This is a genomic window from Herbaspirillum sp. RV1423, assembly GCF_000577615.1.
Classification (GTDB): domain Bacteria; phylum Pseudomonadota; class Gammaproteobacteria; order Burkholderiales; family Burkholderiaceae_D; genus Herbaspirillum.
This window is the reverse complement of the sequence record NZ_CBXX010000003.1, coordinates 1-25,302: the sequence shown is the minus strand read 5'-3', so window position 1 is coordinate 25,302 and position 25,302 is coordinate 1. Positions and strand designations below refer to the sequence as shown.

The 25,302-nt window shown below is 59.0% G+C and carries 23 protein-coding genes; 9 read left to right on the top strand and 14 right to left on the bottom strand.

What is annotated here, in order from left to right; all coding sequences use genetic code 11:
- Positions 1-53 precede the first annotated feature (53 nt).
- The 9 genes from RV1423_RS03550 to RV1423_RS03510 all read right to left on the bottom strand — a co-directional run bounded on the left by RV1423_RS03550 (position 54) and on the right by RV1423_RS03510 (position 8,582).
- Entirely contained in the window at positions 54-533 is a 480-nt protein-coding gene (locus RV1423_RS03550) for a peroxiredoxin (protein WP_255344191.1), read from the bottom strand.
- Positions 534-585: 52 nt separating this feature from the next.
- The gene (locus tag RV1423_RS03545) at positions 586-1,527 is read right to left on the bottom strand and encodes a polysaccharide deacetylase family protein (RefSeq protein ID WP_034293252.1); all 942 of its coding nucleotides are present in this window, start codon (positions 1,525-1,527) and stop codon (positions 586-588) included.
- A 239-nt stretch (positions 1,528-1,766) separates the two neighbouring features.
- Positions 1,767-2,822 (bottom strand): bifunctional UDP-4-keto-pentose/UDP-xylose synthase, encoded by a 1,056-nt coding sequence (locus tag RV1423_RS03540; protein ID WP_034293251.1) that lies wholly within the window; start codon positions 2,820-2,822, stop codon positions 1,767-1,769.
- A gap of 14 nt (positions 2,823-2,836) precedes the next feature.
- Positions 2,837-3,754, bottom strand: a complete 918-nt coding sequence (locus RV1423_RS03535) for a formyltransferase (protein WP_034293248.1) — start codon at positions 3,752-3,754, stop codon at positions 2,837-2,839.
- Positions 3,751-4,707, bottom strand: a complete 957-nt coding sequence (locus RV1423_RS03530) for a glycosyltransferase (protein ID WP_034293245.1) — start codon at positions 4,705-4,707, stop codon at positions 3,751-3,753. Before RV1423_RS03530 ends, RV1423_RS03535 begins: the two co-directional genes overlap by 4 nt.
- 142 nt (positions 4,708-4,849) lie before the next feature.
- Positions 4,850-5,971, bottom strand: a complete 1,122-nt coding sequence (locus tag RV1423_RS03525; protein ID WP_034293243.1) for a DegT/DnrJ/EryC1/StrS aminotransferase family protein — start codon at positions 5,969-5,971, stop codon at positions 4,850-4,852.
- A gap of 108 nt (positions 5,972-6,079) precedes the next feature.
- On the bottom strand, positions 6,080-6,451 hold the full coding sequence (locus tag RV1423_RS03520; RefSeq protein WP_034293241.1) for an EamA family transporter: 372 nt from the start codon (positions 6,449-6,451) through the stop codon (positions 6,080-6,082).
- On the bottom strand, positions 6,448-8,175 hold the full coding sequence (locus RV1423_RS03515) for a glycosyltransferase family 39 protein (protein WP_034293239.1): 1,728 nt from the start codon (positions 8,173-8,175) through the stop codon (positions 6,448-6,450). The genes RV1423_RS03520 and RV1423_RS03515 overlap by 4 nt, the downstream gene beginning before the upstream one ends.
- A gap of 23 nt (positions 8,176-8,198) precedes the next feature.
- Complete coding sequence (locus tag RV1423_RS03510; protein ID WP_034293237.1) at positions 8,199-8,582, bottom strand: Mth938-like domain-containing protein; 384 nt, start codon at positions 8,580-8,582, stop codon at positions 8,199-8,201.
- Positions 8,583-8,797: 215 nt separating this feature from the next.
- On the opposite strand from RV1423_RS03510, the gene RV1423_RS03505 reads away from it, so the two are divergent.
- Together RV1423_RS03505 and RV1423_RS03500 are read left to right on the top strand one after the other, a co-directional pair.
- Positions 8,798-10,027 (top strand): pyridoxal phosphate-dependent aminotransferase, encoded by a 1,230-nt coding sequence (locus tag RV1423_RS03505; protein ID WP_034293235.1) that lies wholly within the window; start codon positions 8,798-8,800, stop codon positions 10,025-10,027.
- A gap of 122 nt (positions 10,028-10,149) precedes the next feature.
- Positions 10,150-11,460 carry a homoserine dehydrogenase gene (locus RV1423_RS03500; protein ID WP_034293233.1) on the top strand — a complete coding sequence of 437 codons (1,311 nt, stop codon included), beginning with the start codon at positions 10,150-10,152 and terminating at the stop codon, positions 11,458-11,460.
- A 179-nt stretch (positions 11,461-11,639) separates the two neighbouring features.
- Here RV1423_RS03500 and RV1423_RS03495 read toward each other — a convergent pair whose 3' ends face one another.
- Positions 11,640-12,059 carry a surface-adhesin E family protein gene (locus RV1423_RS03495; RefSeq protein ID WP_034293232.1) on the bottom strand — a complete coding sequence of 140 codons (420 nt, stop codon included), beginning with the start codon at positions 12,057-12,059 and terminating at the stop codon, positions 11,640-11,642.
- A gap of 592 nt (positions 12,060-12,651) precedes the next feature.
- On the opposite strand from RV1423_RS03495, the gene RV1423_RS03490 reads away from it, so the two are divergent.
- Positions 12,652-13,788 (top strand): helix-turn-helix transcriptional regulator, encoded by a 1,137-nt coding sequence (locus tag RV1423_RS03490; protein ID WP_034293230.1) that lies wholly within the window; start codon positions 12,652-12,654, stop codon positions 13,786-13,788.
- A 104-nt stretch (positions 13,789-13,892) separates the two neighbouring features.
- Entirely contained in the window at positions 13,893-15,353 is a 1,461-nt protein-coding gene (thrC, locus tag RV1423_RS03485) for a threonine synthase (protein WP_034293227.1), read from the top strand.
- Between the two features lie 130 nt (positions 15,354-15,483).
- Here thrC and RV1423_RS03480 read toward each other — a convergent pair whose 3' ends face one another.
- Entirely contained in the window at positions 15,484-16,389 is a 906-nt protein-coding gene (locus RV1423_RS03480; RefSeq protein ID WP_034293225.1) for a LysR family transcriptional regulator, read from the bottom strand.
- Positions 16,390-16,568: 179 nt separating this feature from the next.
- On the opposite strand from RV1423_RS03480, the gene aceB reads away from it, so the two are divergent.
- Complete coding sequence (gene aceB / locus RV1423_RS03475; protein WP_034293222.1) at positions 16,569-18,155, top strand: malate synthase A; 1,587 nt, start codon at positions 16,569-16,571, stop codon at positions 18,153-18,155.
- A 185-nt stretch (positions 18,156-18,340) separates the two neighbouring features.
- On the opposite strand, the gene RV1423_RS03470 is transcribed toward aceB, so the two are convergent.
- The 3 genes from RV1423_RS03470 to ispD form a co-directional block, all read right to left on the bottom strand.
- Positions 18,341-18,547, bottom strand: coding sequence for a cold-shock protein (locus RV1423_RS03470; RefSeq protein ID WP_034293220.1), 207 nt, complete (start codon positions 18,545-18,547; stop codon positions 18,341-18,343).
- A 144-nt stretch (positions 18,548-18,691) separates the two neighbouring features.
- Complete coding sequence (gene ispF, locus RV1423_RS03465; protein WP_034293218.1) at positions 18,692-19,216, bottom strand: 2-C-methyl-D-erythritol 2,4-cyclodiphosphate synthase; 525 nt, start codon at positions 19,214-19,216, stop codon at positions 18,692-18,694.
- Between the two features lie 9 nt (positions 19,217-19,225).
- Positions 19,226-19,960, bottom strand: a complete 735-nt coding sequence (gene ispD, locus RV1423_RS03460; protein WP_034293216.1) for a 2-C-methyl-D-erythritol 4-phosphate cytidylyltransferase — start codon at positions 19,958-19,960, stop codon at positions 19,226-19,228.
- 181 nt (positions 19,961-20,141) lie between these two features.
- Here ispD and mfd point away from each other — a divergent pair, with 181 nt between their 5' ends.
- The 4 genes from mfd to RV1423_RS03440 all read left to right on the top strand — a co-directional run.
- Complete coding sequence (mfd, locus tag RV1423_RS03455; RefSeq protein ID WP_034293214.1) at positions 20,142-23,588, top strand: transcription-repair coupling factor; 3,447 nt, start codon at positions 20,142-20,144, stop codon at positions 23,586-23,588.
- A gap of 31 nt (positions 23,589-23,619) precedes the next feature.
- Positions 23,620-24,462, top strand: coding sequence for a phosphoserine phosphatase SerB (gene serB, locus RV1423_RS03450; protein WP_034293212.1), 843 nt, complete (start codon positions 23,620-23,622; stop codon positions 24,460-24,462).
- A 23-nt stretch (positions 24,463-24,485) separates the two neighbouring features.
- On the top strand, positions 24,486-24,848 hold the full coding sequence (locus RV1423_RS03445; RefSeq protein WP_034293722.1) for a membrane protein: 363 nt from the start codon (positions 24,486-24,488) through the stop codon (positions 24,846-24,848).
- 98 nt (positions 24,849-24,946) lie between these two features.
- Positions 24,947-25,302: succinyl-CoA--3-ketoacid-CoA transferase (locus RV1423_RS03440; RefSeq protein WP_034293210.1), on the top strand; the 356-nt coding region annotated here is incomplete at its 3' end.

Sequence of the window (25,302 nt, the reverse complement as noted above, 5' to 3'; positions counted from 1 at the left end):
AGATCGATTCTGTCGCTACTATGGGAAACGTTGTCCGCGTGCGGAAACGTTTCTCAAGCAATTGTCTTCACGAAGCTCAGCACTTCGTCAACGTGCGATGGCACCTTCACTCCACGCCATTCTTTCACCAATTTGCCCGATTCGTCAATCACAAACGTACTGCGTTCGACGCCGCGGACTTTCTTGCCATACATGTTCTTCATTTTCATCACATCGAACATGATACATAGCGTTTCGTCAGGATCGGAGATCAGTTCGAAAGGCATTTCCAGTTTGCCTTTGAAGTTTTCATGGGACTTCAGGCTGTCGCGGCTGATGCCGAAAATCTCGGTGTTGTGTTTCTGGAATTCGGGATACATATCGCGGAACTGGATGCCTTCGGTGGTGCAGCCCGGCGTATTGTCTTTCGGATAAAAGTACAGCACCAGATTCTTGCCTTTGTAGTCCGACAGCGTAAAGGTTTTGCCGCTGGTCATCGCAGCGGAAAATTCCGGCACGATCTTGTTCAGTATGGATGGTGTATCGTCAGTCAAAATAGCGCCCCGAAGTAAGTGTTCGTATTGTGTCGTCGAGAGTGGAGTCCGGTCATGCTGCCTGCAGGATCATGTCGCCGGAGCGACCCGGCAACTCGCCCCATGCGACGGGAAGGTTCGGCAAAACATCGTCTTTCACGGTCTGGTAGTAATCTCCCATCGATACCAGATCGTAGCCCTGTGCCCGCCAGCCAAGCAGCAATTGTTCGAAGATGGGGGCAAGTTTTTGTCCTTCAAGTTCGGCATGCAAAGTAAAGACATGGTCGCGGCGCTGCTCCGTCAATCGCAACAGTATAGCGGCGACATTTGACGCATCCATGACAACGCCGTTGATGGTGCGGCCGAGCAGCTCGTCCAGCGTCGGCAGCGTGGTCGGCAATTGCACGCATGATGAGGTCTTGTCTCCCAGTTTCAGGCGATGCGGGCCCGCAGCAGCGTCGTAGAGCGAGCCGTCTTCATTGAGCATCGCGCGGCCGTCGGAGGAATAGGCGATGCCGAACTCATCGAGTTGCGCGAATGCGTATTCATTCATCTGCCAGCCGGCGGCGCCGTGCGTGACCGGAGCATGGCCGAAGATGTCGTGAAAGCGCGCATATGAGCGCTGCATCGTTTCCCTGGTCCATTGCGCATCGCGCGTGCGAACGTTGTCCTGCCATACCCGGTGGTCCCAGGTATGGATGCCGCATTCGAAGCCAGCGTCGCGCACCGCCCGCATGTATTTTGCGCAGGTCTTGCCGATATCCGGCGCCGGCAGCAACGTTCCGTACATCAGCGTCTTGATGCCGTAATGTTCGACCACGGAAGTGCGCGACACCTTGCTGAAGAAACCGGGGCGGAATACCTGTTTGAGCGCCCAGCCGGTATGGTCCGGCCCCAGCGAAAACAGGAAGGTCGCATTGGCGTCATGGCGCAGCAATTGCTGGACCAGATTGGGAACGCCTTCGCGCGTGCCGCGATAAGTATCGGCATCGATTTTGAGAGTGATCTGGGGCAAGGTCTCTTGCTTTCTTGATGGGGAAGCTTGTCAGCGCCGACGTTGTTCTTGCGGGCCGGTTGCCTGATGGCTAAATTGTGGCACGAAAGACGTGGCGAATAAACCCATTTTAAGGATTCATTCCGGTTTGTAGAGGATAAAACAGGAGCGAGTGCCGAGACGGCGGCAAATGCCGGCCGCGGATGGAAGAGGAGGGCAGGGATACGCCCAGGCAGGCGAATCCCTTGCAACAATGGCGCTTAGTCGACCAAGGCCCTGGCTTCGGCAACCTGGCTGCGGTAAGCATCAAAGATGTTGCGCAGGGTGTCGGCCATGGTGAAGGTCGGTTTCCAGTTCAGCTCTCCGCAGGTATTGGTGATTTTCGGAACGCGGTTCTGTACGTCCTGGTAACCCTTGCCGTAGTAGGCCGTCGACGTGGTTTCCACCAGTTTGACCTGCTTGGCCGAGTCGGCGTACTCCGGATATTCTGCAGCCAGCTTCAGCATCATGTCGGCCAATTCGCGGATCGAGTAATTGTTGGTCGGATTGCCGATATTGTAGATCTTGCCCGTGGCGATACCGCCTTCGTTGGCGATGATCTTCATCAGTGCGTCGATGCCGTCGTCGATGTAGGTGAAGGCGCGTTTTTGCTGGCCGCCGTCGACCAGCGAAATGTTCTCGCCGCGCACGATGTGACCGAAGAATTGCGTGACCACGCGCGAACTGCCTTCCTTCGGCGTATGGATCGAGTCGAGTCCGGCGCCGATCCAGTTGAACGGACGGAACAGCGTGAAGTTCAGGTTGTCTTCCATGCCGTAGCCCCAGATCACGCGATCCATCAATTGCTTGGCGCACGAATAGATCCAGCGCGGCTTGTTGATCGGGCCGCAGATCAGTTCGGATTCTTCGGGATCGAATTCGTCGTCATGGCACATGCCGTAGACTTCGGAGGTCGACGGAAACACCAGATGCTTGCCGTACTTGGCGGCCGAGCGCACGATCGGCAGGTTGGCTTCGAAGTCCAGTTCAAACACGCGCAGCGGCTTGCTGACGTAAGTGGATGGCGTGGCGATCGCCACCAGCGGCAGGATCACGTCGCATTTCTTGACGTGGTACTCGACCCACTCCTTGTTGATTGTGATGTCGCCCTCGAAGAAGTGCATGCGCGATTTGTATGTCTCGTTTTCAAGGATGTCGGTGATGCGGTCGGTCATCATGTCCATGCCGTAGACATGCCAGTCTGTGGTTTCCAGGATGCGCTTGGACAAGTGGTGGCCGATGAAGCCGTTGACGCCGAGAATGAGGACTTTTTTCATAGTGAGTGGACGGCCTAGACCGCCATGTATTTCAGATAATTGTTAAGAGAGACATCCTGATCGTTGATCTGGATGCCCAGGATTTGCAGGTAGTTGCCGTCGCCGCAGCGTGCATAGAGGCGGCCGCCTTCAAAGAACTTGTCTTGCGCGCCGTGCGACCTCTCAAGCGTGGGGCGGGCGGAGGCCGGGATCAGGCGCGTTCTTACCAGCGTGATTTTATCACCCGCGATTTCTTCGAACGCGCCGGGATAGGGCGGCGCGACAGTACGGACCAGATTATGCACGTGCTGCGCGGGTTTTTTCCAGTCGATGCGTCCGTCTTCCGGTTTGCGGCCGCCGAAATAGCTGCCTTTGCTGAGGTCGTTGGGCAGTTTGGGCGTGCGTCCGGACAGCATCAGCGGCAGCACGCGCCACAGGGTTTGCTCGGCGGCAACCACTACCTTGCCGAAGACCTCATAAGCCGTGTCGTCCGGCAGGATAGGCACGGAAGTCTGCGCCACGATGGCGCCGGCATCTGGCTTTGCAGCCATCTCGTGGAGGGTGGCGCCGGTTTCGGTCTCGCCGTGCAGGACCGCCCAGTTGATTGGCACACGGCCGCGGTATTTCGGCAGCAGCGAACCATGCATGTTGTAGGCGCCATGTTTGGCCAAGGCCAGCAGATTAACCGGCAGCATGTGGCGATAGTAGAAGCTGAAGATGAAGTCCGGCTGGGCTGCCTGCACCTGGGTCAGCAATTGCGGCGATTTCGGATCGTTCGGTGTGATGTAGGGAATGCCGTATTCGCGGCACACGTCCGCGACCGAACTGAACCAGATATTCTCGTCCGGATTGTCTTCGTGCGTCACCACCAGCGCCACACGCACGCCGCGCGCCAACAATACCTTCAGGCAGCGCACGCCGACATCATGGTAGGCAAAAACGACGGCGTTCATGAGGTTTGTTTGTCTTGTTCGGAAGATTGCTCAAGCAATGCCTGCACGACATAGCGCGGACGCGCGCGCACCTGCAAGTATATGCGGCCGATATATTCGCCGAGCAGGCCGATGCCGAACAGGATTACGCCGATCAGGAAGAAGGTGATGGCGAACAGCGTGAACACGCCTTGCACTTCAGCGCCGAGGATGAAGCGGCGGATCACCATCAGAATGAACAGCGCGGCCGAGGCGAACGACAGGCCGATGCCGAGCAGCGAAAAGAACTGCAGCGGTACCAGCGAGAAGCCGGTGACCAGATCGAAATTCAGGCGGATCAGGCTGTACAGCGAATATTTCGATTCGCCCGCGGAGCGTTCTTCGTGCTCGACGATGATTTCGGTCGGCTTGCGCGCAAAGGTGTAAGCAAGTGCCGGCACGAAGGTATTCACTTCACGGCATTGGTTGACCAGATCGATGACGTTGCGGCCATAGGCGCGCAGCATGTTGCCCTGGTCGGTCATCTTGATGTGGGTGATCTTTTCGCGCAGGCGATTCATGGCCTTGGAGGCCCAGGTGCGCCACGCCGAGTCCTGACGCTGGCGGCGGATCGAACCGACATAGTCGTAGCCTTCGCGCATCTTGGCGATCAGGTTGCCGATTTCTTCGGGCGGATTCTGCAGGTCGGCGTCGAGCGTGACGACGATCTCGCCGCGGGTGGCTTCGAAGCCGGCCAGGATCGCCATATGCTGGCCGTAGTTGCCGTTGAACAGGACGACGCGGGTGACATCGGGACGAGCGCGGTATTGTTCGGCCAGGATCGCTGCGGACTTGTCGCGGCTGCCGTCGTTGATGTAAATGATTTCGTAAGTGATGCCTAAAGCATCCAGCGCCGGGTAAAGGCGGGCAAAGAGCTTGGCAAGGCCGGATTCCTCGTTATATACGGGAATGACGACAGAAAGTTCTGGTTTCATCAAGTCCTGAAATGAAAGATTGCTGTGTTGAAAGCGATAATGTAAACCATGCCATGCAAGCCGCATACCATATGGTGGACAATCGCCTTGCAACCCAGACATGTCCGCAGATGTTGCTTTGCAGACATGAAATGCCGCAGATTTATGCGAGCACGGATTTTACCGCGCCGACTGCGCGTTCGACATCTTCTTTACTCATTGCAGTAAACATCGGCAGCGACACGATCAGGCGCCCGACGCGCTCGGCGACGGGGAACATGCCTTCCTTGAAGCCGCGGTCGCGGTATAGCTTGAGCAGATGGATGGGCGGGTAGTGGTAGCCGATGCCGATCTGGCGTTCCATCATCTTTTCCATAAAGGCGGCGCGGGTGATGCGCTCCGGCAGGACCAACTGGAACATGTGCCAGTTGGAGTTTTCAAAGTCCGCGACTGGTAGTTGCGCACCGGTCCGGGCTTCGAAATCGTTGCCAAAAACCTCGAAATAGTGCTTTGCCAGTCCGCGGCGCTTTTCGGTGATGGCGTCGATATGGGCAAATTGGCCCAGCCCGATGGCGGCGGCCACGTCCGTCATATTGAACTTGCCGCCCAGCACGTCGACTTCAAGCCCGTCGAAGCCGCTGCGGGTCACGCCCTGCAGGCGATATTTTTCTGCCAGCCGGGCTTCGTCGGCGTTGTTGACAACCAGGCAACCGCCTTCGGAGCTGGTGACGTTCTTGTTGGCCTGGAAGCTGAACGACACGAAATCGCCGAACGCGCCGATGCGCTTGCCTTTCCAGGTTGAACCCAGGGCTTGGGCAGCGTCTTCGACCACGCGCAGCTTGTGCTTTTTGGCGATCGCGTACAGGCGGTCCATGTCGACCGGCAGGCCCGACAGGTAAACCGGGATCACCGCCTTGGTGCGCGGCGTGATGGCGGCTTCCAGCTTGTCGAGGTCGATATTGCGGGTGATCGGATCGATATCGGCAAAAACAGGCGTGGCGCCGGTTTCGATAATGACGTTGGCGGTGGCCACCCAGGAGATCGGCGTCGTGATCACTTCGTCGCCGGCGCCGATACCGGCGATGCGCAGGGCGATTTCCATCGTGCAGGTGCCGGAATTGAACGTGCGAACGAGGCGTCCGCCGAAATAGTCGGACAGGGCTTTTTCAAACGCCTGCACTTTGGGGCCGCTGGTGAGCCAGCCTGAGCGCAGCACATCGGCGACGGCGGCGATGGTGGGCTCGTCAATGGTTGGTCTGGAGAATGGCAGGAAGGGCTGAGTCATGGAGTGCTCGCAATGATCTGATGGTGAAATTCGGTCGGCGTTGCAAGGCGTTTGTCACAATGTCATTGCATACCGCCGCGTATTGTAAATCAGCGAAGTCTGAATGGATCAGCTTCTGGTCAGCAGAATCACGCCGACGATGATGACGCCGATCGCCAGCAGGCGCTGCGCCGACACCGCTTCGCCGAGGAAATACCAGGCCCCGACGGCGTTGATGATGTAGCCCAGCGACAGCAAAGGATAAGCGATCGTCACGTCTACGCGCGACAGGCCGATGATCCAGACGCCGACTGAAATCACGTAGCAGGTCAGGCCGCCGATGATTGGCAATTGCGTGGCCAGCTTGATACCGATGGGGAACCAGTTGTCGGCCGTCAGGTGGATCGCGCCGACAGCGTTGGTGCCGGCCTTGAGTAGTAGTTGCGCAACCGCGTTGAGGCAGATGCCGACGAAGATGAAACCGAAGGTGGTGAGATTCATGGATTGGCTTTCTTGCTCTTGTCGTCGGCTGCCGCAGCGTCGGGATTATTGGCCACAATGACGCGGCGCGGGTCCTGGCCGATCAGTCGCATCGGGAGGCCGCGTTGCTTCAGGTCGGCATAGATGGCCGGATCCATGATGGCGATGTCCTTCTTGCCGGCGGCATGGTCGGCGACCCATTGCGCGACGAAAGCGTCAACGGTCGGCAGCCACAGTTGCGGTTCCTGCTTCAGGCCGAACTCCATTTCATCGGCATGGCGCACCAGCGTCATCGTGCGGCGCAGGTAGAACGGCAAGGCCTGTTCATAGCGGCCGACCAAATACATTGGCGTTTCCGGCGTCAGCTCCTGTTGCAGCGCCGGGACGTAATCGACGCCTGCGGAATAGCGCCCTTGCGGGTCGTGGCCCAGCATCAGCAATTGTCCGGCGATGAACGCCGAAGCCGCCAGGAGGACCACGGCCAGATCCTTTTGCGATCGCGCAAAGCGGATCGCCAGTACGGCGCCGACGAAGGCGACGATGGTCGCGGCGTAAATCCACGGCACGTGCGCCGTGACCAGCGGCAGCGAATAGGCATCCTTGGCCAGCGACGGCACGCGCGGAATGAACGCCATGGCGATGGCGCAGGGTACGGCGACTATCGATGCCGACCAGACGATGGCTTTGAAGGATGCGCGCTCAAGATAGCTGGCAATCAGCAGCGCCAGCGTCGGGAAGATCGGCAAGATGTAGGACGGCAGCTTGGAATCGGAGATGCTGAAAAACACGAAGATGAACACCGACCAGATCAGCAGCATCTTGCGCGGCTGGAATCTGCCGTTGGACAGGCTGTTGAAGCTGCCCGCACCGGAATCTTCGCGCAGGCCATGCCACAGACTTTGCACTAAGACGCCCAGCCAGGGAATGATGCCCAGCAGCAGGATGGGAATGAAGTAATACCAGGGACCGGTGCGGCTATGGATTTTGGTCGTGAAGCGCTGGAAGTGTTCGTGGATGAAGAAGAATTGCGGAAATTCAGGATTCTTCAGCGACACCAGCACGAACCAGGGGGCAGTGATGACGAAGAACAGGACCAGCCCCTTGATCAAATGCAGTCTTTTCCAGATCGCCCAGTCGCGCGAAAAGAGCGTGTACAGCACCAGCACGGCGCCCGGCAGCACGATGCCGATCAATCCCTTCGACAGCACCGCCAGCGCCATGCCGGCCCAGCACAGCAACATCCAGTTGCGCTGTTCGTCGCGGTTGGCGTCGTTGCGCTGCGCCAGCAGCAGGGCGCACACGCTCAAGGTCATCATCCCGGCCAGCCCCATGTCGAGCGTATTGATGTGACCCATGCCGGCCCAGAACAGGCTCGATGCCAGCACCAGCGGCGCATAGAACGCCACGCGGTCGTTGAATACGCGGCGGCCGGTATAGGCCACCAGGCCGATGCCGAACAGGCCGCACAGGCCGGTCCACAAACGCGCCTGCCATTCTCCCAGTCCGAACAGCTCGAAAGTGATGGCGTTCATCCAGGTTTGCAGCGGCGGTTTTTCGAAATACTTGATGCCGTTCAGGCGAGTGGTGATCCAGTCCTGGGTGGCGACCATTTCGCGCGCCATTTCGGCGTAGCGGCCTTCATCGGTAGGCACCAGGGTGCGGGCGCCGAGCATGTAGAACCACACCAGCAGGAACAGAATGAGCAGCGTCCAGACGAACGCTTTGGATTTGTACAATTCGCGCATCAGGGCGATGTCCTTAGCAGTTTTTAAGCGGTTTTTGCTTCGATAATCAATGCCAGCGCCACTTTTCGGCCTTCTGCCATGAGGATGTTGTAGGTCCGGCAAGCAGCCTGGTTGTCCATGCATTCGACGCCGATGCGACGCTCGGTCAGCGCCACCGTCAGCCTGGGATGGACGAAGCGCTGGCGTTGCCCGGTGCCGAGGATTACGACATCCGGCCGGGTAGCGTCGATCTGAGAGAAATGCCCGACGTCCAATTGCTCGAACGAGGCCACGGGCCAGTCCACCGGCGGGGTCTCGGGAAGCACGAGCAGGCTATGATCGAAACGGATGGCGTTGAGTTCGACGCCGCTGTCGTCATAGGAGGTGACGGTCTGGTATTGCTGGGTTTCTGTGGAATGGAGCTTCATGGCGCGCAGTGCCGAGATGCCTGACGCGGCGGCGAGGCCGTGGCAAATTGGGGCAATAAGGTCTTAAAGTGCTGCATTGTAGCGTTTTCCGGTTCGGGACTATGTTTTATTCATTGATAAAATGGAGGGCTTTCGGCAAAATGGTTGGTTCTGGCGATGCGGCACGCCACTCCGTCCGGCCTTGCCGGACCGGCTTCATACAAAGGATTTACACTGTGCGACCGATTCACAAATCGAAAAAACTGGCGGATGTCTGCTACGACATTCGAGGCCCCGTGCTGGAAAAAGCGCGGCAAATGGAAGAAGAAGGCCACAAGATCATCAAGCTGAACATCGGCAACCTGGCTGCGTTCGGCTTCGATGCGCCGGACGAGATCGTGCAGGACATGATCCGCAACATGGGCAACGCCTCGGGCTATACCGACTCCAAGGGGCTGTTCGCACCGCGCAAGTCGGTCATGCATTACACCCAGCAAAAGCACATCCAGGACGTCACCATCGATGACATCTATCTCGGCAACGGCGCTTCCGAGTTGATCGTCATGAGCATGAACGCCTTGCTCAACACCGGCGACGAGGTGCTGGTGCCGTCGCCGGATTATCCGTTGTGGACCGCGGCAGTCAGCCTGTCCGGCGGCACGCCGGTGCATTACGTCTGCGACGAGCAGGCCGGCTGGCAGCCCGACATCGCGGATATCAGGAAGAAGATCACACCCAATACCAAGGCCATTGTCGTCATCAATCCGAACAATCCTACCGGCGCGCTGTACACCACCGAAGTGTTGCAGGAACTGGTCGAAGTCGCGCGCCAGCACCAACTGATCATCTTCGCAGACGAGATCTACGACAAGGTCTTGTACGACGGCAACACGCATGCCTCGCTGGCATCGCTGGCTGACGATGTGCTGTTCATCACGTTCAACGGGCTATCCAAAAACTACCGTTCCTGCGGTTACCGCGCCGGCTGGATGGTGGTCTCGGGCGAGAAGAAGCACGCCAAGGATTACATCGAAGGCCTCAACATGCTGGCGTCGATGCGCCTGTGCGCCAACGCGCCGGGGCAGTATGCGATCCAGACTGCGTTGGGCGGCTACCAGAGCATCAACGACCTGGTGGCGCCGAGCGGCCGCCTGGCCAAGCAGCGCGACCTCGCGCACAAGCTGCTGACTGATATCCCGGGGGTGACCTGCGTCAAGCCGAAGTCGGCGCTGTACATGTTCCCGCGCCTCGATCCCGCGGTCTATCCGATCAAGGACGACCAGGAGTTCGCTTACGAACTGCTGGCCGAAGAGAAAGTGCTGATCGTCCAGGGCACCGGTTTCAACTGCCCGACGCCGGATCACTTCCGTGTGGTGTTCCTGCCGAACACTGACGACCTGACCGAATCGATGGGACGCATTGCGCATTTCCTCGAGGGCTACCGCAGGCGCCACGGCACGGCCTGATTTCGTATCTTGTAAACCGGATTTTCGCGCGTGGCCGGAAATCCGGTAGTGATCGTTTTACCGCAGCACCCGCCCATTTCAGTTTCATCACGGCGGTCTTTTTTATCAACCACGAAGACATTATGAAATCCATCAAAGTAGGCTTGCTCGGCATCGGCACCGTGGGTTCCGGTACTTTCAATGTATTGAAGCGCAATCAGGAAGAAATTGCGCGGCGCGCAGGGCGCGGCATTGAAATTACCATGGTGGCCGATCTGAACACGGAGCGCGCCACCGAGCTGACCAATGGACAAGTCAAAGTGGTCAACGACGCCAATCTGGTCGTCGACAGCCCGGACATCGATATCGTCATCGAGTTGATCGGCGGCTACGGCCTGGCCAAGGATCTGGTGCTCAAGGCGATCGCCAACGGCAAGCATGTGGTGACCGCCAACAAGGCGCTGATCGCCACGCACGGCAACGAGATTTTCAAGGCGGCGCAGGAAAAGGGCGTGATGGTCGCATTCGAAGCGGCCGTCGCCGGCGGCATCCCCATCATCAAGGCATTGCGCGAAGGACTCACCGCTAACCGCATCCAGTGGATCGCCGGCATCATCAACGGCACCACCAACTTCATCCTGTCCGAGATGCGCGACAAAGGACTGGACTTCGACGTCGTGCTGAAAGAGGCGCAACGGCTGGGCTATGCCGAAGCCGATCCGACCTTCGACATCGAAGGCGTCGACGCCGCGCACAAGCTGACCATCATGGCCTCGATCGCGTTCGGTATTCCGGTGCAGTTCGACAAGGCGCATGTGGAAGGCATCACCAAACTGCAGGCCACCGACATCCGCTACGCCGAGCAACTGGGCTACCGCATCAAGCTGTTGGGCATCACACGCCAGACCGCCAAGGGCATCGAACTGCGCGTGCATCCGACGCTGATTCCGTCGGGCCGCCTGATCGCCAACGTCGAAGGCGCGATGAATGCCGTGATGGTGCGCGGCGACGCCGTCGGCGAGACGCTGTACTACGGCAAGGGCGCCGGTTCCGAGCCGACCGCATCGGCCGTGATCGCCGACCTGGTCGACATCACCCGCCTGGCTACTGCCGATCCGGAGCACCGCGTGCCTTACCTGGCGTTCCAGCCGCATGCCATGGCCGATACGCCGGTCCTGCCCATCCAGGACGTCACCACCAGCTACTACCTGCGCATGCATGTAGCCGACAAGCCGGGCGTGCTGGCCGATGTCACACGCATATTGGCGGATTCATCGATTTCGATCGACGCCATGTTGCAAAAGGAGCCGTCGGAAGGCGAAACCCAGACCGATATCATCATGCTCACGCACCAGACCCTGGAGCGCAACATCGAGGCGGCGATCGCCAAGATCGAAGCCTTGCCGACGGTCATGGGCAGCGTCATGAAGATTCGCCTGGAAGAGTTGAGCTGAGCGACTCCGGCGAGGTTGTCGTTGTTGTTGTTGTTGTTGTTGTTGTTGTTGTTGTTGTTGTTGTTGGTCTGAATGAAAAAGGAGTCCCCGTGACTCCTTTTTCTTTGGACGCGATGATCCCAGGGCTAAAGAAAAGGGCGCCATCGGGCGCCCTGATTGTATTGCGAATGGATAAGAATTTATTTCTTCGTTGCCGGAATTTCGTAGCCGCACACCAGTTGCAACATCGCGTCGCCCACCGAGTTCGGTGCCGGCTTGACGAACTGCATGCTCTTCAGCGCGTCGGAATGGTCAAGCTTGGCGCCCTTGCCGTCGTTTTCCGCGAAGATGATTTCGCGCGTCAGCTTCAATGACTGTTCCTTGCAATTGTATTGATGCATGTCCCGATACGACTTCAGCGACGGGAAGTTGCTGTCGTTATTCGGGCGGGCAGCCTTGAAATTCCACATGGACCAGGCTTCGCGGATGCCTTTGCTTTCCTTGATCGAGTCGACGTCCATCGACAGTTCGGCCTGATCGGTACCACCGATCGATTGCCAGTTTTCGGCATGAGCAGCGCCGGCGCATACCAAACACAACATCCATGTCCATTTTTTCATCATTTATCCATTTCTATCCAATGGGCGCAAGACAGGACGAACAAGGCGTCTCCGGCTGCTCCGTGAGAATAAGCATGCGGCATCCGCATACGGTTCAGGGGCGCCAGCATAACGCGCCGAACGACTGCTTACAAGTCTGGTAACGTTTTATTTCATTTCGCTGCAGCAAGCGTGGCGGGGAAGTAGAGGGGAGCGGGGACGAGAAGGCCGGTGCGCAGGAAGCTTGCGCGCCGCTGCGGAAGGTCATTTGAAAATAACGATATTCTTGTTCCTGTCTTGTGTGGCGCAACCGGCCGCCGGTGCAACCGGGAAGATGCTATCGCTGAAGTTGTCGCCAAGCTGTTTTATGACAGATTTATTGCAGTGCCTGCATTTTTTATCCGCTCATGACACGACCTTGTACCGAAAGATGACGGCAGGCATTTTTTGTTGCATTTATTCTGGAACTCATTTCATCAATAGGCGTGAGATGCGTTCTAAAGATCGCTCGTAAAAAAAGCCTCACCCATTTGAATGAGACAGTGAAATGTTCTATGCTCAGACGCGGGGGATAGAAGTCGCATCGAACAAAGCGATTCAGGGGCTCTAAATTATGTCTACGGGGAACGCGGAACAGCGCTTCGGCCAACTGGTGGAGTTGATTTACGACTCGGTCCAGGATCTCAGCCGGATTGCGCCAGCCATGGAAATGATCTGCCGCGAGGTGGGCGCCATCGCCGGCCATTACGTTCAGATGGACGTGCAGAGCCGCGAGGTGATCGCCTCCTGCGTGAGCAACGGCGACTACCAAGCCGGCGATCTCGAATACAAGGAATACTACAGCCAGGTCGACGATCGTCTCGGCTGGCTTGCCACCGGGCAAGTCGGCGAGTGGCGCGCCGACCATCAGCGTTTCGACGAGCGCTTCGTGCGCAAGAGCGAGATCTATAACGATTTTCTGTTCAAATACGGCGGCCGTCATATGGTGGTGGGGCGCATCGGCGAGCGCACCACGCAATCTGAAGCGATTGCCTTCCTGAGACCGCTCGGCGCCCGCGAATACGCCGAAACGGAATATGAATTCCTGCGCAGCCTGTCGCCGCACCTGATCCGTTCGGCGGCGCTGCGTGCGCGCATGCAGACGCTGGAGCGCCAGCAGTCGGCCAGCGAATCGGTGGTGGCGCATCTGCCGTATGGCACGGCATGGGTCAACGCCGCGGGCCGTATCGTTTCCCTGAATCAGCAGGCGACGGAGACCCTGGCCGTCGCCGATGGCTTGTCCGTGCGCAACGACAAGCTCGCAGCGTGCGAGCCGGCCGATGCCGAAAAACTGCAGCGCGCGCTGCGCATGGCGACGACGCAGGAGCCGCGCCAGGGGCAATGGTTTGCCGTCGCCCGTCGTAAGCAAACCGTGCCGCTGCTGGTGTCGGTGATTCCTGCGACGATTCCGGCCGCGCTCGATCCCTTGTGCGGCGGTCCGTTCGCGCTCCTGATCCTGCAGGACATGATGCGCCAGCGCATCGCGCGCGCGGTGCAGTTGCAGATCATCTATCGCCTGACACCGGCGGAGACGCGGCTGGCCGAAGCCTTGCTGGAGAACGAGACGGTGGAATCCTATGCGCTGAAGAACGACGTTAGCCGCAACACCGTGCGGACTCATCTGGCCAGCCTGTTCGCCAAGACCGGCGCCAGGCGTCAGGCCGAGTTGATCAGGATTCTACTGGCGTCGCAGCCGCACGTCGTTCTATAACGTCCAGCAGGCCGCCGTCGGCGGAAAATCGCAAGACCGTCTCGCGAGCCAGCTATAATGGCGCTCTTCGTGCAACCTGCTGCAAGACCTATCTCACTTACGCCATGCAATACGTTTCCACTCGCGGTCACTCTGCAACACCTTCCTTTTCCGAAATCCTGCTGGGCGGCCTGGCGCCGGATGGCGGCCTGTATCTGCCTGCGCACTATCCGCAAGTCAGTAGCGCCGAGCTGGAACGGTGGCGCACGCTGTCTTACGCCGACCTGGCCTACGAAGTACTGAAAAAATTCGCGAGCGACATTCCCGATGCGGACCTCAAAGCGCTGACCCGCAAGACTTACACCCCCGACATCTATCGCAATACGCGCGCCGGCGAAGACGCCGCGCAGATCACGCCGTTGCGTACGCTGGAAGACAAGGACGGCAAGAGGCTGGTGTTGCAAGGTTTGTCGAACGGTCCGACGCTGGCCTTCAAGGACATGGCGATGCAGTTGCTGGGCAACCTGTTCGAATACGCGCTGGCGAAGAAGGGCGCCGAGCTCAATATCGTCGGCGCTACTTCCGGCGACACCGGCAGCGCAGCCGAATACGCCATGCGCGGCAAGCAGGGCATCCGCGTCTTCATGCTATCGCCGCACAAGAAGATGAGCGCATTCCAGACCGCGCAAATGTTCAGCCTGCAGGATCCCAATATTTTCAACCTGGCAGTGGAAGGTGTGTTCGACGATTGCCAGGACATCGTCAAGGCCATTTCCAACGATCTCGACTACAAGGCGAAGCAGAAGATCGGCACCGTCAATTCGATCAACTGGGCGCGCGTGGTGGCGCAGGTGGTGTACTACTTCCGTGGCTACCTGAGTGCGACGACGGGCAATGACCAAAAGGTGTCATTCACCGTCCCGTCGGGCAACTTTGGCAATATCTGCGCCGGCCACATCGCTCGCATGATGGGCCTGCCGATCGACAAGCTGGTGGTGGCGACCAACGAGAACGATGTGCTCGACGAATTTTTCCGTACCGGTATTTATCGCGTGCGCAAGTCGGCCGAAACCTATCACACCAGCAGCCCGAGCATGGACATCAGCAAGGCATCCAACTTCGAACGCTTCATCTACGACCTGGTGGGCCGCGACAGTGCGCGCGTGAAGGCCTTGTTCCACAAGGTGGAGACGGCCGGAGGTTTCGATCTGACAGGCAAGCCGGGCAGCGATGGCGACGAATTCGCCGGCGTGATCCGCTACGGTTTTGCATCCGGCAAGTCGACGCATGCGGACCGCCTGGAAACCATCCGCTTCGCCGAAAAGAATTACGGCATCACTGTCGACACGCATACCGCCGACGGCATCAAGGTCGCGCGCGAAAACCTCGCGCCGGGAGTCACCATGATCGTGCTGGAAACCGCTTTGCCGGCCAAGTTCAACGAAACTATCCGCGAAGCGCTGGGCCGCGATGCCGAACGTCCCGCAGGGTTCGAGAACATCGAAACCTTGCCGCAGCGGTTTGAAGTGATGCCTGCCGATGCGGCGATGGTGAAAGCTTTCGTGGCCGGGCATACCGGGTTGTAATTCATCAGACAGTTGTACGACGCTGGGTCCTGACCTCCGTCAGGACGACGGAGGAAGCGCCTGTCTTTTTGCTCTGTCTTCGTCGTCCCGGCGAAAGCCTGGATCCAGCGTCGTCACGCAATCCCCGTTCTTATTTCTTGCGCCAGTAATCCGGCTGCGCATAAGCGTGCCGCAGGAAATCCACGAACGCCCGGATCCGCAAAGGCAGATGCCGCCGCTGCGCAAACACCGCATAGATGTCGTTGCCCGGTGCGGCAAATTTGTCGAGTACGGTGACCAGCTCTCCCGATTCGATCGCAGAACCCACTTCCCACATCGAACGCCAGGCCAGTCCCTTGCCGTTCAGCGCCCAGTTGTGCAGCACCTCGCCATCGTTGCAGACCATGTTTCCGGTGACCTTGAAAATACTGTTCTTGCCGTGATGGCGAAACGTCCAGCCGCGCTGGCTACCCTCGCTGCTGATGGCCAGGCAGTTATGCCGGACCAGATCGTCGGGCGTTTCCGGCGTGCCGAAGCGGCGCAGATAAGAGGGCGCCGCCACCACCACGCGATGATTGTCGGCCAGCTTGACGCTGATCAGGTTGGAATCGGTCAGCGCAGCGATGCGGATGGCGACGTCGACGCCTTCGCCGATCAGATCGACAATGCGGTCGTTGAGATTGAGCGTGAGTGTGACGTCGCGGTGTTCGGCCAGAAAAGACGGCACCAGCGGCGCTACGTGCTGGCGGCCGAAACCTGCCGGGGCGGAGATCAGCAAATTGCCGCTGGCCCGGGCGCTGCGCTCGGATACCGAGGATTCAGCGTCTTCCAGATCGGTCAGAATGCGCTGGCAGTCCTCCAGGAAGGCGGTACCTTCATTGGTCAGCACGATCTTGCGCGTGGTCCGCTGCAGTAGTTTGACGCCCAGTCTTTCTTCCAGCGCATCGAGGCGGCGGCCGATCATGGCCGGCGCAATGCCTTCGGCACGCGCGGCGGCGGACAGGCTGCCTTTGGCGGCGACGTCGACAAAGGTGGAAATTTGCTTGAACTGATCCATCAGGGTACCCTCGAAGGCTGAAAAGCTGCGCAGTCATTATCCCTTCACTTATGACTAAAACGCAAAGATAAAGTGATAAAACGTTTTACTCATGTGGATTTAGTTTAAATATACTAAGTGCATAAAAATACAATGCGACAACGAATTCTCATTCGATTTTTTTTACTTAGGAGCACAGCATGACGCAATTGACACTGCCGGCCGGGATGCAGATTTCTGGTGAAATCAAGCCTGGTTATGAACAGATCCTGACCCCCGACGCACTGGCGCTAGTAGCCAAATTAAGCCGCGCTTTCGAGCCGCGTCGCCAAGAGTTGCTGGCGGCCCGCGCCGAGCGCGTCAAACGCCTGGACGCCGGCGAGCGTCCCGACTTCTTGGCCGACACCGCGCATATCCGCAGCGGCGACTGGAAGATCGCTCCGATCCCGAAGGCGCTGGAATGCCGCCGTGTCGAAATCACCGGCCCGGTCGAGCGCAAAATGGTCATCAACGCCTTCAACTCGGGCGCCGACAGCTACATGACCGACTTCGAGGATTCGAATTCGCCAGTGTGGGACAATCAGATCAGCGGCCAGATCAACCTGTTCGACGCGATCCGCCGCACCATCTCGCTGGAATCGAACGGCAAGAGCTACAAGCTCAACGACAAGATCGCCACTCTGGTCGTGCGTCCGCGCGGCTGGCATCTCGACGAGAAGCACGTCACCATCGACGGCAAGCGTATCTCCGGCGGTATCTTCGACTTCGCGCTGTTCCTGTTCCATAACGCCAAGGAGCAATTGGCGCGCGGCGCCGGTCCGTACTTCTACCTGCCGAAAATGGAGTCGCATCTGGAAGCGCGCCTGTGGAACGACATCTTCGTGATGGCGCAAAATGAAATCGGCCTACCGCAAGGCACCATCAAGGCTACCGTGCTGATCGAAACGATCACCGCCGCGTTCGAGATGGAAGAAATCCTGTACGAACTGCGCGAGCACAGCGCGGGCCTGAACGCCGGCCGCTGGGATTACATTTTCTCGTGCATCAAGAAGTTCAAGAACGACAAGGACTTCTGCCTGGCAGACCGCGCCAAGGTCACGATGACTGCGCCGTTCATGCGCGCCTATGCGCTGCTGCTGCTCAAGACCTGCCACAAGCGCGGCGCGCCGGCGATCGGTGGCATGAGTGCGCTGATCCCGATCAAGAATGATCCGGAAAAGAACGCCGTTGCGATGCAAGGCATCATCAACGACAAGCGCCGCGACGCCACCGACGGCTACGATGGCGGCTGGGTTGCGCATCCGGGCCTGGTCGAAGCGTCGATGAAGGAATTCGTGGCGGTGCTGGGCGACAAGCCCAACCAGTTCGAGAAGCAACGTCCGGACGTCGACGTCAAGGCGGCCGACCTGCTCAACTTCCAGCCGGAAACGCCGATCACCGAAGCCGGTCTGCGCTACAACATCAACGTCGGCATCCACTATCTGGGCGCCTGGCTAGCCGGCAACGGCTGCGTGCCGATCCACAACCTGATGGAAGATGCCGCGACCGCCGAAATCAGCCGCGCACAAGTCTGGCAGTGGATCCGCAGCAGCAAGGGTAAGTTGGAAGACGGCCGCAAGGTCACCGCCGACATGGTGCGCGCGATGATTCCGGAAGAACTGGTCAAGGTCAAGGAAGTCGCCGGCAACGGCCCGACTTATGACCGCGCTGCGAAGATTTTCGAGGAAATGTCTACCTCGGCGACGTTTGCCGAATTCCTGACGTTGCCGTTGTACGAAGAAATCTGATGAAGAGTGGTGCGACAGGATAGCCGTATTATCTTGCTCATCGCTTTATTGAAAACGCCCGGTCGTGCCGGGCGTTTTCATTTGCGCAGTTGCATGGCCAATCGCCGGATATCGACGCTTCTGCAAAACGTGCGGACAAAAAAAATCCCCGACATGTCGGGGATTTTTTATCGAACGCGAATCGATTATTCCGTCGGAACGATGTTCGAAGCTTGTTGGCCCTTAGGACCAGTAGTCACTTCAAAGGAAACGCGTTGGTTTTCTTTCAGCGACTTGAAGCCATTCGATTGGATAGCCGAGAAGTGTGCGAACAAATCTTCGCCGCCCGCGTCAGGAGTAATAAAGCCGAAGCCCTTCGAGTCATTGAACCACTTTACGATACCAGTTGCCATGTTAATTCCTAAATAAGTTAGTCTGGGCTTCGCCCGTTATTATCGTTTAACCCTAGAGAGGAATGACAGACTAATACCGCACTACCAACTCGAATCTTAACGACCGTTTAATTATACCGATTAAATCGTCAATGCAAGCGTTTTTCACTCTGTGAGAACGATTTTATTTGCAGACGGTTTGTAGACCAAAACCACCGCTTCGGCGGCAACGCCTTCTTCGCGGCCCAGATATCCGAGTTTTTCGTTGGTTTTCGCCTTGATGTTGACTTGCTCCGGCGCAATACCAAGATCATCGGCCACATGCGCCGTCATGGCCGCAATATGCGGCGCCATCTTGGGTGCCTGGGCGATGATGGTGGCGTCGACATTGCCGACTGCATAGCCCGCCGCAGCCAGGCGCCTGGCTGCTTCTCGCAGCAGGACGCGCGAATCGGCTCCCTTGAATTGCGCGTCGGTGTCAGGGAAATGGCGGCCGATGTCGCCCAGTCCGGCCGAGCCGAAAATCGCGTCGGTGATGGCATGTAACAACACATCCGCGTCGGAATGTCCAAGCAGTCCGGTCTTGTGCGGGATGTCGACGCCGCCGATGATTAGTTTGCGTCCCGCCACCAGCGCATGGCAATCGTAGCCCTGGCCGATGCGAAATAGAGGGGGAGGGGCGAAAGTCATGTTTGTCCTTTACGTTTTCAGGAAGAGTTCGGCCAGTGCGACATCGTGCGCCAACGTGACCTTGATATTGCGCGGGCTGCCTTCCACCAGCTTCGGCTGCAGGCCCAGCATTTCGATGGCGCTGGCGTCGTCGGTGATATCACCGACGCGGTTCTGTGCATGGGCCTGTTCCAGCGCGCCCGTTAGCAAGGCGTAGCGAAACATCTGTGGCGTTTGCGCGGCCCACAATGCCTCACGCGGCACCGTCGCCTGCACGCGTTGCGCAATGTCTGCGCTGCTGCGCTTGAGCGTATCGACTACCGGCAGCGCCAGCAAGCCGCCGACCGTATCGTCGCGCAACGCTGCAATGAGCTTGTTCAGGAGTTCCGCATTCAGTCCTGGGCGGGCTGCGTCATGCACCAGCACCCAATCGTCGTCGCCGACCTGCGCGCGAATCGCCTGCAAGCCGTTGAGGACACTGTCTTGCCGCGTCGCGCCACCGTTGCGCAATACCGTCAGCTTGCCCGCAAGTTGTGGCTGCGCGGCAAGGAAATCGTCGACATAGCCGTCGTTTACACTTACTACCAGAAATATATGCGCGATGGCGTCGCTGGCGGCGAAGGTATCGAGCGCATATTGCAGCATCGGTTTGCCGGCCAGCGGCATGTATTGCTTGGGGATGTCGCCGCCCAGGCGCGCGCCGACGCCGGCGGCGGGGATCAGGGCGAAATGTCGGGCCAAGCGTGATGATGCGGAAGCTGTCATGCCGAGGGCGCCATGGCAGCAAGAGCGCAGGAAATGCCTGCTCGCGGCGCCGTCGGGGCGCGGCCTTGTCTGCAGAGGGCTTCGTTTATAATGTGAGGCTGAATTTTAAAGCCAAACTCAGCTCGCTCAGCAGCATTTTGTCGTATTTTGCGTACTCCGGGTGCGCTTCCCAATCCAGCCAATGTCTTTTGACCTGAAAAAATCCCTTCCCAAGCCGGGCGCGCGTTTCGTTCCTCCTGCGGTGCATGGCTCCGCCGATGCCTGTCTGCTGGCGCAGGCCGCCGTCGCGCTCAAAGCCGACCGGCGCATGCTGACCGTGGTCGTGGCCAGCGCCACCGACGCCCAGCGGCTGTTGTCGGAAATTCCGTGGTTCCAGCGCGCCGCAGGCGATGACGACAAGTTGCGCTGCCATTTGCTGCCCGATTGGGAAACCTTGCCTTACGATGCCTTCTCGCCGCACCAGGACCTGGTGTCGGAGCGCCTGGCGACCCTGTATGAAGTGCAAAACGGCCACTGCGACGTGCTCATCGTACCGGCCACGACCGCTTTGCTGCGCATGGCGCCGCCGGGTTTCCTGGCCGGGTACACTTTCTTTTTCAAGCAAGGCGAGAAGCTCGACGAAGCGCGCCTGAAATCGCAGCTTACGCTGGCCGGCTACACCCACGTGACGCAAGTCATGTCGCCCGGCGAATATTCAGTGCGGGGCGGCCTGATCGACATTTTTCCGATGGGTTCGGCGCTGCCGTATCGCCTCGACTTGTTCGGCGACACCATCGAAACCATCCGCACCTTCGATGCCGACACCCAACGCTCGCTGTATCCGGTGCGCGAAGTGCGCCTGCTGCCGGGGCGCGAGTTCCCGATGGACGAGGCCTCGCGCACCGCTTTCCGCAGCCGCTGGCGCGAAGTCTTTGAAGGCGATCCGTCGCGTTCGGCAATCTACAAGGACATCGGCAACGGCATCGCCTCGGCCGGCATCGAATACTATCTGCCGCTGTTCTTCGAGCAGACCGCGACGCTGTTCCAGTATGTGCCGTCGACGTCCATGTTCGCCACCGTCGGCGACATCGACCAGGCCATCAAACGCTTCTGGAGCGATACGCGCTCGCGCCACAATTTCCTCAAGGCCGATCGCGAACGTCCGGTGCTGGCGCCGGAGGAAGTATTCCTGACCGACGAAGATTTTTTTACGCTGGTCAAACCGTACGGCCGCTGGGCACTCCAAACCGACGACGCGCCTTCCGCTCTGTCGGCGCCGATCCCCAATGTCGCTGTCAATCGCCGCACCGACGATCCGCTGACCAACCTGCGCGCCTACCTGCTCAAGACCGGCAAGCGCGTCATGCTGTGCGCCGAATCGAACGGCCGCCGAGAAACCTTGCAGCAATACTTCGCGGAATACGACTTGCATCCGGCGCTGTGCGACGGCTACGACAGCTTCATCGCCAACGACGAGCAACTGATGCTGGGCGTGGCGCCCTTGTATGCCGGTTTCGAGCTGGAGCAAGAGCAGGTCGCATTTATCACTGAGACCGAACTGTATGCCGGCTCGGGCCGCCGCCTCGGCCGCAAGAAACAGGAAGCCGTCACGCAAGTCGAGCATATGGTGCGCGATTTGTCCGAGCTCAAGATCGGCGACCCGGTGGTCCATGCCAACCATGGCATCGGCCGCTACATGGGTTTGCTCAGCATGGACCTGGGCGAGGGCGAGACCGAGTTCCTGCATCTCGAATATGCGAAGGAAACCAAGCTTTACGTGCCGGTGTCGCAATTGCACGTGATCTCGCGCTATTCGGGCGCTTCGCCGGAAGACGCACCGCTGCACGCGCTCGGTTCCGGGCAGTGGGAAAAAGCCAAGCGCCGTGCGGCACAACAGATCCGCGACACCGCCGCCGAATTGCTGAACCTGTATGCGCGCCGCGCGCTGCGCCAGGGACACGCGTTCCAGTATTCCGCGCGCGATTACGAAACCTTCGCCGAGAGCTTCGGCTTTGAAGAAACGCCTGACCAGGCCGCCGCCATCAACGCCGTCATCGGCGACATGACCAGCGGCAAGCCGATGGATCGTCTGATTTGCGGCGATGTCGGCTTCGGCAAGACGGAAGTCGCCTTGCGCGCCGCCTTCGTCGCCGTCATGGGCGGCAAGCAGGTCGCCATTCTTGCGCCGACCACCTTGCTGGCCGAGCAGCATGCGCAGACCTTTGCCGATCGCTTCGCCAACTGGCCGGTGCGCATTGCCGAACTGTCGCGTTTCCGCACCGGCAAGGAAATCACGCAAGCGATCAAGGGCATGGCCGACGGCACACTCGACATCGTCATCGGCACGCACAAGCTGCTATCCGACGACGTCAAGTTCTCGCGCCTGGGCCTGGTCATCATCGATGAAGAACATCGCTTCGGCGTGCGCCAGAAGGAATCGCTCAAAGCGCTGCGCGCCGAGGTCGACGTACTCACGCTGACCGCCACGCCGATTCCGCGCACGCTCGGCATGGCGCTGGAAGGATTGCGCGATTTCTCGATCATCGCCACGGCGCCGCAAAAGCGCCTGGCGATCAAGACTTTCGTACGCGCCGAAGGCGAATCGACGATCCGCGAAGCCTGCCTGCGCGAGCTCAAGCGCGGCGGTCAGGTTTATTTCCTGCATAACGAAGTCGAGACCATCGAAAACCGCAAGGCCATGCTCGAAGCCCTGTTGCCGGAGGCACGCGTGGTCATCGCGCACGGCCAGATGCACGAGCGTGACCTGGAAAAAGTCATGCGCGATTTCGTCGCGCAGCGTTCCAACATCCTGCTGTGCACCACCATCATCGAGACCGGTATCGACGTGCCGACCGCCAACACCATCATCATGCACCGCGCCGACAAATTCGGCCTGGCCCAGTTGCACCAATTGCGCGGCCGCGTCGGCCGTTCGCATCATCAGGCCTATGCCTATTTGCTGGTGAACGACGTCAAGGGATTGACCAAGCAGGCACAGCGCCGACTCGAAGCGATCCAGCAGATGGAAGAACTCGGCAGCGGTTTTTACCTCGCCATGCACGATCTGGAAATCCGCGGCGCCGGCGAAGTGCTCGGCGACAGCCAGTCGGGCGAAATGCATGAGATCGGTTTCCAGATGTATTCCGACATGCTCAACGAAGCGGTGCGCGCGCTCAAGGACGGCAAGGAGCCGGACCTCGCTGCGCCGCTGGCCAGCACCACCGAGATCAACCTGCATGTGCCGGCCTTGCTGCCCAACGATTATTGCGGCGACGTGCACGAACGCTTGTCGCTGTACAAGCGCTTCGCCAACTGCACCGAGCAGGACGCCATCGACGCCTTGCAGGAAGAACTGATCGATCGTTTCGGCAAGTTGCCTGAAGTCGCCAAGGCGCTGGTCGAGACGCACCGCCTGCGCATCGCCGCCAAGCCGCTGGGCATCATCAAGATCGACGCGCATGCCGAATCGGCGGTGTTGCAGTTCGTGCCGAATCCACCGGTCGACGCCATGCGCATCATCGAACTGATCCAGAAGAACCGCCACATCAAGCTGAACGGCCAGGACAAGTTGCGCATCACCGTCAACATGCCCGACCTCAGCGCGCGCGTGGCACAGGTCAAAGCGACCATGCGCTCATTGGTCGGCTGAACGAATTTTGAAAATACGAAAAAGACGCATCATGAATCTGATCTTGCAAGGACTGAATACCAATCGCGCCGATGTCGAGGCGATCATCGGGCTTGCGCGGCCGCAGCGTATCATCGATGTCGGCGCTCATGCCTGGCGTTGCGAAGGCGTCGCCTTCAACGATGGGCTCAAGGCGCAAATCGACTCAGCCTGTCTGGCGCAGCAAGTCGACTACGCCTTCGTCGAAGCAGGGTGTACGCTGAAGGATTTCAAGCTGGTCACGATGGACATGGATTCGACCCTGATCACGATTGAATGCATCGATGAGATCGCCGACATGCAAGGGTTGAAGCCGCTGGTGTCGGAAATCACTGAAGCCGCCATGCGCGGCGAAATCGAATTCAATGAGAGCCTGACGCGCCGGGTCGCCTTGCTCAAAGGACTCGATGCGGGCGCCTTGCAACGCGTCTACGATGAACGTCTGAAGTTATCGCCGGGTGCGGAAAAGATGCTGCGAGCGATTCGGGCCGCCGGTCTGAAAACCTTGCTGGTGTCGGGCGGCTTCACCTTCTTCACCGACCGCATGAAGAGCCGTCTGAATCTCGATTACACGCACTCCAACGTGCTCGAAATCATCGACGGAAAACTCACCGGAAAAGTCGTCGGCGGCATCGTCAATGCCGATGAAAAGCGCCTGACCGTCGAACGCGTTTGCGCCGCTCTGGGCGTACCGACCTCGCAAGCGATCGTTATGGGCGACGGCGCCAACGATCTGAAGATGATGGGCGTCAGCGGTCTTTCGGTGGCTTTTCGCGCCAAGCCTGTGGTGCGTGCGCAGGCCGATGTTGCATTGAACTTTGTCGGTCTGGATGGCATCTTGAACATACTTACTTAAATGCACAGGAGGTGCGCATGAGCATGAATCAGGAACTGATGCTGGATACCAACCTGCAATCGGCCAAGGATCTGGCCTGGTGGCTGTACATCTTCCACGGGCTGAGTCTGGTGTTCTCGCTCGGCATGTTGTCGTGGCTGCCGCTGATCGTCAATTACCTCAAGCGCGGCGATGCTGCGGACACTTTCGTCTATAGCCATCATCGCTGGCAGATCCGTTCGTTCTGGTGGTATCTGTTCTGGATGTTCGCCGGCGGCGTCGTCTGGATGACCATCGTCGGCATTCCGCTGGCGGTGCTGATCTGGGCACTGGCATGGATCTGGAAAGCCTATCGCATCATCAAGGGCTGGCTCGACCTCAACGACAATAAGGCCATGCCGGTCTAGACAGCGTGAGCCGTCAAGCTGAGGTCATACAGATGGATTAGAATGTGCCGGCAGGTTTCGGCAACATCCTGCAACAATCAGAAAAGAGAGGCGACCGTATGAATAAAGTCTATCCCGACGCGTCCAGCGCGTTATCCGGCATCGTCAAGGACGGTCAGACGATCGCTGTCGGCGGTTTCGGCCTGTGCGGCATACCGGAAGCGCTGATAGCGGCGCTGCGCGAGTCCGGCGTGCAGAACCTCACGGCGATATCCAACAATGCCGGCGTCGACGGTTTCGGCCTGGGGCAGTTGCTGACCACGCGGCAGATCAAGAAAATGATCGCCTCCTACGTCGGCGAGAACAAGGAATTCGAACGCCAATACCTGGCCGGCGAACTGGAACTGGAATTCACCCCGCAAGGCACGCTGGCCGAGAAGCTGCGCGCCGGCGGGGCGGGCATCCCGGCCTTCTT